Annotated in this window: 8 protein-coding genes; 7 read left to right on the top strand and 1 reads right to left on the bottom strand. The window is 42.8% G+C overall.

Annotated features, from left to right (window positions below; all coding sequences use genetic code 11):
• Positions 1-146: 146 nt before the first annotated feature.
• The gene (locus tag ACFSY7_RS01265) at positions 147-1,049 is read right to left on the bottom strand and encodes a LysR family transcriptional regulator (protein WP_126989849.1); all 903 of its coding nucleotides are present in this window, start codon (positions 1,047-1,049) and stop codon (positions 147-149) included.
• A 107-nt stretch (positions 1,050-1,156) separates the two neighbouring features.
• Between ACFSY7_RS01265 and gltB the strand changes: the two genes are divergently transcribed.
• From gltB to sufB, 7 genes are all read left to right on the top strand, one after another.
• The gene (gene gltB / locus ACFSY7_RS01260; protein WP_380146527.1) at positions 1,157-5,668 is read left to right on the top strand and encodes a glutamate synthase large subunit; all 4,512 of its coding nucleotides are present in this window, start codon (positions 1,157-1,159) and stop codon (positions 5,666-5,668) included.
• Between the two features lie 16 nt (positions 5,669-5,684).
• Complete coding sequence (locus ACFSY7_RS01255; protein WP_380146526.1) at positions 5,685-7,169, top strand: glutamate synthase subunit beta; 1,485 nt, start codon at positions 5,685-5,687, stop codon at positions 7,167-7,169.
• A gap of 362 nt (positions 7,170-7,531) precedes the next feature.
• Positions 7,532-8,314 carry a Fe-S cluster assembly ATPase SufC gene (gene sufC, locus ACFSY7_RS01250; RefSeq protein WP_380146525.1) on the top strand — a complete coding sequence of 261 codons (783 nt, stop codon included), beginning with the start codon at positions 7,532-7,534 and terminating at the stop codon, positions 8,312-8,314.
• 19 nt (positions 8,315-8,333) lie between these two features.
• Positions 8,334-9,641 carry a Fe-S cluster assembly protein SufD gene (sufD, locus tag ACFSY7_RS01245; RefSeq protein WP_126989845.1) on the top strand — a complete coding sequence of 436 codons (1,308 nt, stop codon included), beginning with the start codon at positions 8,334-8,336 and terminating at the stop codon, positions 9,639-9,641.
• Entirely contained in the window at positions 9,641-10,867 is a 1,227-nt protein-coding gene (locus ACFSY7_RS01240; protein WP_380146524.1) for a cysteine desulfurase, read from the top strand. The genes sufD and ACFSY7_RS01240 overlap by 1 nt, the downstream gene beginning before the upstream one ends.
• Positions 10,860-11,294 (top strand): Fe-S cluster assembly sulfur transfer protein SufU, encoded by a 435-nt coding sequence (gene sufU / locus ACFSY7_RS01235; protein WP_126989843.1) that lies wholly within the window; start codon positions 10,860-10,862, stop codon positions 11,292-11,294. The genes ACFSY7_RS01240 and sufU overlap by 8 nt, the downstream gene beginning before the upstream one ends.
• A gap of 21 nt (positions 11,295-11,315) precedes the next feature.
• Entirely contained in the window at positions 11,316-12,713 is a 1,398-nt protein-coding gene (gene sufB / locus ACFSY7_RS01230) for a Fe-S cluster assembly protein SufB (protein ID WP_126989842.1), read from the top strand.
• Positions 12,714-13,681 lie beyond the last annotated feature (968 nt).

The raw sequence follows: 13,681 nt of genomic DNA, 5'->3' as shown, positions 1-13,681 counted from the left end.
TGCTTTCGCAAGTAGTATAACGCAAAATATTTTAAAGTTAAAATAAAAAGCATTCTGTGTTTCTTCTATTATATTGTAATTATTGGAAACGCTTTCTTTTCTGTGTATAAAAAATCCTTCTGAGCAGTTGTTCAGAAGGATGTTGATTAACGGAATTGTGTAAGACGTGAGAAGAAGTTGCCGACGAAGTCTAAGAAGATTTCCTCGGACGGGGCCAGTTCACGCGTACTCGGGAAAATGACACCGACATTACGTGTAAATGGTGGCTCGATAAGTGATAGACGCACCGTACGTCGTGGTGTCGCATCATAGAATGCAGATTCAGGTAGTAGCGTAATACCTATACCAGCGGCCACAAGACCTTTTAAGGCATCCATGTCCTCTCCCTCGGATGAAATATTTGGTGTGAAGCCAACTGATTTACAGGCGTCAACGACCACTTTATTTAAAATATAATCCTCAGGGAACAGCACGAAGTTCTCATTGCGTAGATCACCAAGCTGAATTTCCTGGCGCTCCGCAAGTGGGTGATTTTCAGGGACAAGTGCAGAAATATTTTCGGTAAATAAAATTCTTGTATTAATTAATTCATCTTTTTGCGGTACGGGACCAAGAAAGGCGAGATTGAGCTCGCGATTTTTCACGGCATTAATTAAAAAGCGGTAAGACCCTTGTCGTAGATGGAATGATACATTTGGATGCTCTTTTTTAAATGCCGAGATGACGGTAGGTAGCAAGAAGCTTGCAAGGCTCGTCGGGAAGCCGATTTTAATCGTTCCTTTCTCAGGGTCTAAATATTCATCCACTTGTTTTTTGGCGAAATCGATCGCTTTTAACGCCACAATGGCATGTTCTAAAAATACATGTCCAATGGGTGTTAATTTGACGTTACGGCCGATGCGTTCAAACAATTCAGCACCTAATTCAGACTCCAAATTGGCAATTTGTCTGCTGACGGCAGATTGTGCAACATGTAAATTTTCAGCAGCTTCTGAAATATGTTCGCGTTCAGCAACTGCCACGAAATAGCGTAGTTGTCGTAATTCCAAGGCATGTCAACTCCAATTTATCTATTTTTTAGATTGATTCTATATAAAGTATATATTGTTTGCATTGATTTGTGAATTTAAAATAGATTCACGAGGGAGGGATTTTTATGACGTTTCAAAATATTCAGAAAGAACAAGGGCTATATCATCCAAGTTTCGAACATGATGCATGCGGGATTGGATTTTATGCGAGCTTAAAAAATGAACCAACACATGACATCGTCGTGCAAGGTTTAGAAATGCTTTGCCGCCTAGACCACCGAGCAGGACGTGGTAGTGACGGTAAAACAGGGGACGGAGCTGGGCTAATGGTTCAGATTCCAGATACATTTTTCCGTCAGGTCACAGAATGGGCATTACCACCGAAAGGCGAATACGGTGTAGGTCAGTTCTTCTTTACAGCAGATGACGCTGAGCGACGACAAATTGAAGAAAAATTTAATGCCATCATCACCGAGGAAGGCCAAGAACTTATCGGGTGGCGTACTGCTCCGACAAACGCTGCATCTTTAAGTGATACGGCGAAGAATTCAGCACCCGTTGTCCGCCAGCTATTTATCGCAAGTGCTTCGTCAGAAAATTCCCTAGCATTTGAACGAAAACTGTACGTAATTCGCAAGCGTGTTGAAAAATGGGTGAAGGAGCAAGGGTTCACATTTTATTGCCCAAGCTTCTCCACGCAAACGATGGTATTTAAAGGCTTGTTAGCACCTGAAGAGGTGGCTCAGTTTTATGTAGATTTACAAGATGAGCGCTTCACTTCAGCGATTGCACTTGTCCATTCACGCTACTCTACTAACACATTCCCGTCATGGGAGCGCGCGCATCCAAACCGCTACATTATCCATAACGGTGAAATCAACACCGTACTTGGGAATGCCAACTGGATGAAGGCGCGTGAGCAAAAATTTGTGTCAGAGGCATTTGGTGAGGACCTTGAAAAGCTACTCCCAATTATCAATGCAGAAGGCTCTGACTCAGCGATGGTCGATAATGCATTTGAATTCTTTGTCCTAGCAGGTCGTCCACTAGCAGAGGTTGCCATGATGATGATACCTGAGCCATGGACAGAAAATCCGCATATCTCAGCCGAGAAAAAGGCGTTCTATCAATACAATAGCACATTAATGGAGCCTTGGGACGGTCCAACTTCAATCGCATTTACAAATGGGCAACAAATTGGGGCAATTCTTGACCGAAACGGTTTACGTCCAGCACGCTACTATGTGACGAAGGATGATTATATTATTTACTCTTCAGAAGTGGGCGTTATTGACGTAGCCGAGGAAGATGTGGCGTATAAGGACCGCCTAAGTCCAGGGAAGATGCTATTAATCGATTTAGAAAAGGGCGAAATCATCGCTGATGAAAAATTGAAGTCAGATATGGCAACAGCCAAGCCGTATAAACAATGGCTAGATGATAATTTAATTGAGCTTGAAGCGCAAAAAGAAAAGTCGGAAAATATTGACGATTTACTGCTTCATCAAAAGATTTTTGGTTACACATATGAGGATGTTCATAAATATATTGTGCCGATTGTGGCAGGAAAAACGGATCCACTCGGCTCAATGGGAAATGATGCACCGCTTGCGATTTTATCGGATAAGCCGCAGTCATTATTCCATTACTTCAAGCAATTATTTGCGCAAGTGACGAACCCGCCAATTGACTCGATTCGTGAGCATTTAGTGACGTCGACAATGACGCTGCTAGGGAAGGAAGGGAATATCCTTCATCCGACGGCAGAAAGCTGCAAGCGTATTTTCTTAGAAACACCGGTACTGACAAATGGCCAGCTAGCACAGCTAAAACAGCAGCCTAGCGTTAAGTCGGTAGTGATTGATTTATTTATGACAGATGACGTCGCAAGCGATTTACAGCGCATTGCAGATGAAGCAGACCGCGCGATTCGTGACGGCGTGGAGCTGTTGATTTTATCAGACCGCCTTGTCGCGCCTGACAAGCCGATGCTACCAATTCTACTTGCAGCGAGTAGTCTACACCAGCATCTTGTACGCGTTGGGGAACGCACACAAGCAAGCATTATCGTAGAAGCCGCTGAAGTACGAGAAGTACATCACCATGCCGCATTAATTGGCTACGGTGTCGATGCCATTAATCCGTATTTAGTATTTGCAACAATTGATCAAGCAATCCGTGATGGACACCTACAATTTAGTTACGAGGAAGCGGTAGCACGTTATGTGTATGCCGCAAGTCAGGGTGTTGTAAAAGTAATGTCGAAGATGGGGATCTCGACAATTCAAAGTTACCGCGGGGCGCAAATCTTTGAAGCAGTAGGTATTTCAAAAGAGGTTATCGACAAACATTTCACCGGCACAGCAAGTCAGCTAGGCGGTATCGACCTTCAAACAATTGGTGAGGAGGCACGTCGTCGCCATAATCTAGCAATTGATTCAGGGGATAAAGGTCTACCACCAGGTAGTGAGTATCAGTGGCGCGCAAACGGCGAGCATCATGCCTTTAATCCAAAAACGATTCATACACTGCAATGGGCAACACGCAAAAATGACTTTGGTCTATTCCACCAATATAGTGAAATGGCGAATGAGGAGCGCTTAGGCTTCCTTCGTAATTTACTAACATTTAAAAAAACCAACAGCATTCCACTTGAAGAAGTCGAGTCTGCGGAATCGATTGTGAAACGTTTTAAAACGGGTGCGATGTCCTTCGGTTCGATTTCACAGGAAGCGCATGAATCATTAGCCATCGCGATGAATCGCATCGGCGGTAAATCGAACTCAGGTGAAGGTGGCGAGGATCCATCGCGCTTTACGCCAGATGAAAACGGTGATTTACGTCGCTCACAAATTAAGCAAATTGCGTCAGGTCGATTTGGAGTGAAATCACATTATTTAGTCAATGCAGATGAGCTTCAAATTAAAATGGCGCAAGGGGCAAAACCAGGTGAAGGTGGTCAGCTTCCGGGGAATAAAGTATATCCATGGGTAGCGACGGTTCGTGGTTCCACAACAGGTGTTGGCCTGATTTCACCACCACCGCATCATGATATTTATTCAATCGAGGATATGTCCGAGTTAATTTACGACTTGAAAAACGCCAATCGTCATGCACGTATTTCGGTGAAACTTGTCGCAAAAGCAGGTGTCGGAACAATCGCTGCGGGTGTAGCGAAGGGCGCAGCTGATGTCATCGTTATTAGTGGCTATGACGGTGGTACCGGTGCCTCACCGAAGACAAGTATTAAGCATACAGGGCTACCATGGGAGCTAGGTTTAGCAGAAGCGCATCAGACGCTTATGCTTAACAATCTACGCGACCGTGTAACACTTGAAACGGATGGTAAATTAATGACCGGCAAAGATGTCATTATGGCGGCATTATTTGGCGCAGAGGAATTTGGTTTTGCGACAGCACCGTTAATCGTTTTAGGCTGCGTGATGATGCGTGCGTGTCATTTGGATACATGTCCCGTCGGTGTGGCAACGCAAAATCCAGAGCTTCGTGCAAAATTCATGGGCTCACCAGATCATGTCGTGAACTTTATGATGTTCATTGCAGAAGAAGTGCGTGAATATATGGCGAAGCTAGGATTCCGTACATTTGAAGAAATGGTCGGTCGCACGGATTTACTCGAAGTAAGCGAGCGCGCACAAGCTCACTGGAAAGCGAGTCAGCTTGATTTATCGAAGCTCTTGCATCAAGTAGAGGGACCGCGCACGAAGCAAGTACAGCAAAACCATAAATTAGATGAGACACTAGATTTACGTGAGATTTTACCGCGTGTTGATTTTGCGATTAAGCACGCGTCACCAATCGCACTTACATTCCCGATTAAAAATACAGACCGTGCAGTAGGAACGATTGTCGGCAGCGATATTTCGAAGCAATACGGCGCAGTAGGTCTACCGGAAGATACGATTAAACTTCATTTTGAAGGTTCAGCAGGTCAGAGCTTTGGCGCATTCATTCCAAAAGGCATGTCGATGTCGGTTGATGGCGATGCGAATGACTACTTCGGTAAAGGCTTATCAGGTGGTAAAGTCATCGTGTCAGCACCGATTAAAGGGCGCGAGGAGTCAAATGTCATCGCGGGTAATGTTTGTCTATACGGCGCAACGAGCGGTGAGGCCTTTATTAATGGGCGTGCAGGTGAGCGTTTTGCGGTCCGTAATAGTGGCGCCAATGTTGTCGTAGAAGGGATCGGTGACCATGGTCTTGAGTATATGACCGGTGGGAACGTCGTGATCTTAGGAGATGTTGGCAAAAACTTTGGTGCTGGGATGTCTGGCGGTGTGGCATATGTACGTCCGTCAAATGTCGAGGCATTCAAGTCAGCTTGTAATATGGAAATGATCGAGTTTACGACGAAGTTTACACAAAAGGATATCGAGCTATTAAAAGAGCTATTAGAGAAGCATATTCATTATACAGACAGCTCAAAAGCGAAAGCGATATTAAATGATTTTGCACATGAGATGGATGGCTTTATTAAAGTCGTACCAACCGATTATAAGCATATGCTAGCGCATATTGATACGTTTGAAAAAGAAGGATTATCTGAACAGGAAGCGGCGATGAAGGCATTCACACTCGTGACATCACCGAAGAAACAACCCGTAGCAAAATCTTAAAGGAGCGTGATCTAGAATGGGAAAACCAACAGGATTTATGGAATATGATAAAAAGAAGGTTAAAGAAAAAGCGCCACTAGCACGCGTAAAAAACTTTGAAGAATATACGGAGCGATTATCAGATAAAGATTTAGCGACACAGGGTGCACGCTGTATGGATTGTGGCACACCATTTTGTCATATGGGCATTGAAATTCGTGGCTTTGCGGCAGGTTGTCCGATTAATAACTATATTCCGGAATGGAATGACCTTGTCTACCAGGGCCAGTGGAAGGAAGCGCTTGAGCGTTTGATGATGACCAATAACTTCCCAGAGTTCACAGGACGTGTCTGCCCGGCACCATGCGAGGGCTCCTGTACGTTAGGCATTAATGAGCCGTCTGTGGCGATTAAAAGCATCGAGCAGTCGATTATTGATAAGGGCTTTGAAATGGGCTGGGTCCAACCACGTATCCCGCAAAAGCGTACGGATAAACGCGTCGCTGTTATCGGATCAGGTCCAGCGGGATTAGCGGCCGCGGATGAGCTCAATCAATTAGGCCATCAAGTAACAGTGTATGAGCGTGATGACCGTGCAGGTGGCTTATTAATGTATGGCATTCCAAATATGAAGCTAGATAAAAAAATCGTCGAGCGCCGCATTAACTTATTGCAGGCAGAGGGTATTCAATTTGTGCTAAATACAGCAGTCGGTAAAGATATTACGGCAGATGAATTAAAGGCACAATACGATGCAGTTGTGCTTGCGACAGGCGCAACAAAAGCGCGTGAGCTACGCATGGAAGGCAGCGAGGCACGCGGTGTTGTGCCAGCGATGAATTACTTACATGACGTAACGAAAAGCTTATTAGATTCAAATTTTGAAGATGAGCGTGCATTAAATGTCAAAGGAAAAAATGTCATCGTTATCGGTGGCGGGGATACGGGTGCGGATTGTGTAGCGACCGCTGTGCGCCAAGGCTGTAAATCGGTGCATCAATTCGGTAAACACCCGGCATTACCTGCTGTGCGTCAACCAGAGCAGCCATGGCCATCTGACCCGCAAGTATATAAATTAGATTATGCGTATGCGGAGGCCGATGCGAAATTTGGCGGTGACCCACGTGAATACTGCATTCAAACGAAAAAAATTGTAGCTGATGAACGAGGGCGTGTTAAAGAGCTGCATACGATTCAAATGAATAAAATTATTAATGACGAGGGCTATGCGTACTTTGAAGAAATTCCGGGTACGGAAAAAGTTTGGCCGGCCGACTATGTATTCGTCGCAATCGGCTTCCAGGGCGCTGAGTCCGCTGTTGCAGAGCAGTTTGGTGTGAAAATGCTAAACAATCGTGTCCACGCCTCTCGTCTAGATTACACAACGAATGTACAAGGCGTCTTTGCGGCAGGAGATGCGCGCAGAGGGCCATCCTTAATTGTATGGGCAATCAAGGAAGGGCGCGAAGTTGCCACACAAGTTGCAAACTATTTAGCGGAGACACATGCTATCGCACAATAATAGGAGGAAGGCTGCGCGTGAGAAAGAAATTTCTTGCACGCAGTCTTTTGTTTTAAGACAGGTAATGCCACCAGAAACGTGATATAATGCGGTTTATCATCGTTTTAATAGTGGAAAACAGCAACCTTTATTGAAATCGATTCTCAATTAGAATGTCCTTATTGAAAATGAGAAAATTTTAAAATAAATGCATCTTTTACGTTGCAATTATTATAGGAAATCTTTTAATAGCAACGATTGTGTAATCTACTTGAGAATGAAATTCAAATGGTTGCAATCACTTTTTAATTAAGTTAAGATTAGAATGATATTAAATTAAGAATGGATTCGCCATTCGGGAAACGCAAACGGAGGGTATTAGAATGTCAACTTTAGAAATTAAAGATCTTCATGTTTCAATCGAAGACAAGGAGATTTTAAAAGGCGTTAACTTAACGCTAAATACAAACGAAGTACACGCAATCATGGGTCCTAACGGTACTGGTAAATCAACACTAGCTTCAGCGATCATGGGTCACCCTAAATACGAAGTAACTTCAGGTGAAATCTTACTTGACGGTGAAAACGTATTAGAAATGGAAGTAGACGAACGCGCGCAAGCTGGTTTATTCCTAGCAATGCAATATCCATCAGAAATCGCTGGTGTTACAAACGCTGACTTCTTACGTTCAGCTATTAACGCTCGTCGTGAAGAGGGCGATGAAATTTCAATCATGAAATTCATCAAACAATTAGATAAAACAATGAACTTCTTAGAAATGCCAGAAGAAATGGGCCAACGTTACTTAAACGAAGGTTTCTCTGGCGGTGAGAAAAAACGTAACGAAATTCTTCAATTAATGATGATTAAACCAAAATTCGCTGTACTTGATGAAATTGACTCAGGTCTTGATATCGATGCACTTAAAATCGTTTCTAAAGGTATTAACGAAATGCGCGGCGAAGGCTTCGGCTGCTTAATGATCACGCACTACCAACGCTTACTTAACTACATCACACCTGACCACGTTCACGTAATGATGCAAGGTAAAGTAGTTAAATCTGGTGGTTCTGAATTAGCACAACGTTTAGAAGCAGAAGGTTACGACTGGATTAAAGAAGAACTAGGCATTAAAGATACAGACGCAGTAGTAGAAGAAGCATAATCGAGGAGGACGAGCACAGATGACGGTTGAAACAAAACTTGCTTTAACAGCCGAAGATGTACGCTCTTTCTCTGAAGCTCAAGGCGAACCAACATGGTTTGCAGAGCTTCGCGAACGTGCTCTTGCGGAAGTTGAAAACTTAGATATGGTTAAACCAGATAAAACAAATATTGATAAATGGGATTTCTTCAATTTCAAAAATCATACTGTTGAATCTGACACATTTGCTTCATTAGCTGAGCTACCTGAAGCAGTGAAACAAATCGTAGACGTTGAAGGTCAACAAAACGTTTACATCCAACGCAACAACACACCAGCTTTCCTTCAAGTATCTGAAGAGTTAAAAGCACAAGGTGTCATTATGACAGACATTTTCACAGCACTTAAAGAACATGGCGACTTAGTTCAAAAATTCTTTATGACAGAAGCTGTGACAGTGGATGAGCATAAATTAACAGCACTACACGCAGCACTTGTAAACGGTGGCGTATTCGTATACGTACCAAAAGATGTAGAAGTTGCTGAGCCTTTACAATCAGTCTTCTACGTTGATAATGCAGATGCTTCATTATTCAACCATGTATTAATCGTGGCAGATACAAACTCAAAAGTAACATACGTTGAAAACTACTTCTCAGGCGTAGCTTCTAACAACACACAAGCAAACATCGTAACAGAAGTAATTGCTCGTGAGGGCGCGAAAATTACTTTCGGTGCTGTTGATACATTAGATGCTGGCTTCACAACTTATGTAAACCGTCGTGGTGAAACATTACGTGATGCAGAAATCGACTGGGCATTAGGCTTAATGAACAACGGTGATACAATCGCTGAAAGCATTACACATTTACGTGGTGACGGTTCTGTTGCTGATACAAAAACAGTTGTTATCGGTAGCGGCAAACAAAACCAAAACTTCACAACAGAAGTTCGTAACTGGGGTAAAGCTTCAATCGGTAATATCTTAACGCACGCAGTCGTAAAAGATGCTTCTCGTGCAATCTTCAATGGTATTGGTAAAATCGAACACGGCGCTACAAAAGCAGATGCACAACAAGAATCACGTGTATTAATGCTTTCTCCAGACGCTCGTGGCGATGCAAACCCAATCCTTTTAATCGACGAAGATGATGTGACAGCGGGACACGCAGCTTCAGTAGGTCGCGTTGATGAAATGCAACTTTACTACTTAATGAGCCGCGGTATCTCTCGTGCAAACGCTGAAAGACTTATCATCCATGGCTTCCTTGAACCTGTTGTTTCTCAACTGCCAATCGAAGGTGTTAAAAAACAATTAATGGAAGTTATCGAAGGGAAAGTAAAATAATGATCAAAGACGACATTCGTAGCTATTTTCCAATCTTAAACCAAGAAATTAATGGTAACCCACTTGTTTATTTAGACAGCGCGGCTACTTCACAAAAACCAGTTCAGGTAATTGAAGCACTTAGTAAATACTATGAGTTCGATAACTCAAACGTACACCGTGGCGTGCATACGCTAGGTAACCGTGCTACAGACGCTTATGAAGGCGCTCGTGAAAAGGTTCGTCAGTTTATTAATGCGAAATCGACGGAAGAAGTTATTTTCACACGTGGTACAACTACAGGTTTAAATATGGTGGCATCAAGCTACGGTCGTGCAAACGTTTCAGAAGGTGATGAAATTGTCATTACGTATATGGAACACCATTCAAACTTAATTCCATGGCAACAGCTAGCGAAAGCTACTGGTGCGACATTAAAATATATCGATATGCAACCAGATGGTACATTAGCAATGGAAGACATCGAAAAAACGATTACCGATAAAACAAAAATCGTTTCAATGACTTTCGCGTCAAATGTATTAGGTACGCATAACCCAATTAAAGAAGTAGCAGCCATCGCGCACAAACATGGTGCTGTAATGGTTGTCGACGGCGCGCAAGGCGTACCGCACTTCCACACAGACGTACAAGATTTAGATTGCGATTTCCTTGCATTCTCAGGTCACAAAATGTGCGGTTCAACGGGCATTGGTGTATTATATGGTAAAAAAGAACACCTCGAAAAAATGGAGCCTGTCGAATTCGGTGGCGAAATGATTAACTTTGTTGGATTATATGATTCAACTTGGGCTGATCTTCCAGCTAAATTTGAAGCAGGTACACCAATCATTGCCGGTGCAATTGGTCTTGGCGCAGCAATCGATTTCTTAAATGAAATTGGCATGGATTCTATCATTGCTCATGAGCAAGAATTATCTAAATATGCGTTCGAAGCATTAACAACAATCGATGGCCTAACAATTTACGGCCCTCAAGATCCAATGAAACGCTCAGGTCTTGTGACATTCAACATTGATGATGTTCACCCACATGACCTAGCAACGGCGCTAGACAGCCAAGGTATTGCTGTTCGTGCTGGACACCACTGCGCACAACCATTAATGAAATGGTTGAACTGCGTAGCGACTGCACGCGCAAGCTTCTACGTGTATAACACGAAAGAAGAAATCGACAAGCTCGCTGACGGGGTGCGCTTCACGAAGGAGTATTTCGGAAATGTCTAATTTAGATCAACTATATCGTTCAGTAATTATGGACCACTATAAAAAACCACGTAATAAAGGGACGCTTGAAGGCTCAAATGTACAGCTTGATATGAACAACCCAACATGTGGTGACCGTATTCATTTAACACTTCAAGTCGATGATAACATCGTAACCGATGCAAAATTCGAAGGTGAAGGTTGCTCAATTTCCATGTCATCTGCATCAATGATGACACAATTGATTAAAGGCAAAACAATTGATGAAGCGGTAGAACTAGCACACACATTCTCAGAGATGATGTTAGGTCATGAGCATGATGAAGATTTAGACCTTGGTGATGTGGAAGCATTACAAGGTGTATCTCAGTTCCCAGCGCGTATTAAATGTGCGACATTGGCTTGGAAAGCAATGGAAAAAGGGATTAACGAACAAATTAAAAAATAAGCTTTGAACGGAGGAGAAATAATGGCTAAACAAATGCCCGAAATCGGCGAGTACGAATATGGTTTCCGCGACAAAGACGTATCGATTTTCCGTACAGAACGCGGTCTTACTCCTGAAATCGTAAAAGAAATTTCTCGTATGAAAGACGAACCACAATGGATGTTAGATTTCCGTCTGAAATCTTTAGATATTTTCTATTCAAAACCAATGCCACAATGGGGTGGCGACCTTTCAGGATTAGACTTCGATGAAATTACGTACTACGTAAAACCATCTGAAGGCGCTGAAAAATCTTGGGATGAAGTACCGGATGAAATCAAAGCAACATTTGATAAATTAGGTATTCCTGAAGCAGAGCAAAAATACCTTGCTGGTGTATCAGCACAATATGAATCTGAAGTTGTTTACCACAACATGAAAGAAGACCTTGAAAAACTAGGTGTTGTTTTCAAAGATACAGATTCTGCTCTTAAAGAAAACGAAGATTTATTCAAAGAATACTTTGGTAAAGTAATCCCTCCTGCAGACAACAAGTTCTCAGCACTTAACTCTGCAGTATGGTCTGGTGGTTCATTCATCTACGTACCAAAAGGTGTTAAATTAGACACACCTCTACAAGCTTACTTCCGTATTAACTCTGAAAACATGGGTCAATTCGAACGTACGCTAATCATCGTTGATGACGATGCATCAGTACACTACGTTGAAGGTTGTACAGCACCTGTTTACACAACAAGCTCTCTTCACTCAGCAGTAGTAGAAATCATCGTTAAAAAGAACGCTTATTGCCGTTATACAACAATTCAAAACTGGGCAAACAACGTGTACAACTTAGTAACAAAACGTACAGTTGTTGAAGACCACGGTACAATGGAATGGGTTGATGGTAACATCGGTTCTAAATTAACAATGAAATACCCAGCATGTATCTTAAAAGGCGAAGGCGCACGTGGTATGACATTATCAATCGCTATCGCTGGCCGCGGCCAAAATCAAGATACAGGTGCGAAAATGATTCACTTAGCACCAAACACATCTTCAACAATCGTATCAAAATCAATCTCAAAACACGGTGGTAACGTAACATACCGTGGACAAGTGAAATTCGGTAAAAAAGCGACAAATGCACGCGCAAACATCGAATGTGATACGCTAATCATGGATAACGAATCAACATCTGATACAATTCCATACAACGAAGTAATGAATGACCAAATTTCTTTAGAACACGAAGCAAAAGTTTCAAAAGTATCTGAAGAACAATTATTCTATTTAATGAGCCGCGGTATTTCTGAGCAAGAAGCGACAGAAATGATCGTAATGGGCTTCATTGAACCATTCACAAAAGAACTTCCAATGGAATACGCAGTAGAAATGAACCGCCTAATCAAATTTGAAATGGAAGGTTCGATTGGTTAATTAAGTGATGAAAACACCGTTTAGTGCTGACGGGCGTTTATAGTTCCTGACAAGCGGCGTTCTTCGTCGCGTCGGAAGGAACGAAACGACCCGAAGCACTGGTGTTTGAATCCGGATAACGATAAGTGATGAAAGCGCTCGTTTAACTCTGAAGGGTGTTTATAGCTCTCGACAAGTGACGTTCTATGTCACGTAGAAGAGAGCGAAACAACCCAAAGAGTTAGCGCTTGAATCCGGATATCCAATAAGTGATGAATCGACTCGTTCAGATTCGACGGGCAAATAAAGCTTCTGACAAGCGGCGTCTAGCCGTGTAGGAAGAAGTGATTTGACCCGAGAATCTAGTCGATGAATCCGGATAGGGTCTGCTGGACGCTTACCTTCCTTTGTAATAAAACAAAGGCCAATCAGCTACAAAAAGACGAGACTCTTTAACAGGAGTTTCGTTTTTTAATTTATTTGAAAGAATATCGGAAGGAACAAAACAACCCGAAGCACTGGTGTTTGAATCCGGATAACGATAAGTGATGAAAGCGCTCGTTTAACTCTGAAGGGTGTTTATAGCTCTCGACAAGTGACGTTCTATGTCACGTAGAAGAGAGCGAAACAACCCAAAGAGTTAGCGCTTGAATCCGGATATCCAATAAGTGATGAATCGACTCGTTCAGATTCGACGGGCAAATAAAGCTTCTGACAAGTGGCGTCTAGCCGCGTAGGAAGAAGTGATTTGACCCGAGAATCTAGTCGATGAATCCAGGTAGGGTCTGCTGGACGCAGACCCGGTAAGCGTTGCCGCAAGGATGCGGCGAAGTTAGCTTACCTTCCTTTGTAATAAAACAAAGGCCAATCAACTACAAAAAGACGAGACTCTTTAACAGGGTCTCGTTTTTATTTACGCAACATTAATTTTCCCTATCTTTTAAGCGCCACGCATAGAGCCAAGTAAACAGCTATGATATGATATGAAG

Source organism: Kurthia populi (assembly GCF_042686175.1).
Taxonomy (GTDB): Bacteria; Bacillota; Bacilli; order Bacillales_A; family Planococcaceae; genus Kurthia; species Kurthia populi.
Note: the sequence above shows the minus strand (reverse complement) of the source record. Positions and strands in the feature narration are given on the sequence as shown.

Bases quoted from the DNA above. Each gene is read 5' to 3' on its own strand.
- gltB (WP_380146527.1), top strand. From the start codon at position 1,157: ATGACGTTTCAAAATATTCAGAAAGAACAAGGGCTATATCATCCAAGT.
- ACFSY7_RS01255 (WP_380146526.1), top strand. From the start codon at position 5,685: ATGGGAAAACCAACAGGATTTATGGAATATGATAAAAAGAAGGTTAAA.
- sufC (WP_380146525.1), top strand. From the start codon at position 7,532: ATGTCAACTTTAGAAATTAAAGATCTTCATGTTTCAATCGAAGACAAG.
- sufD (WP_126989845.1), top strand. From the start codon at position 8,334: ATGACGGTTGAAACAAAACTTGCTTTAACAGCCGAAGATGTACGCTCT.
- ACFSY7_RS01240 (WP_380146524.1), top strand. From the start codon at position 9,641: ATGATCAAAGACGACATTCGTAGCTATTTTCCAATCTTAAACCAAGAA.
- sufU (WP_126989843.1), top strand. From the start codon at position 10,860: ATGTCTAATTTAGATCAACTATATCGTTCAGTAATTATGGACCACTAT.
- sufB (WP_126989842.1), top strand. From the start codon at position 11,316: ATGGCTAAACAAATGCCCGAAATCGGCGAGTACGAATATGGTTTCCGC.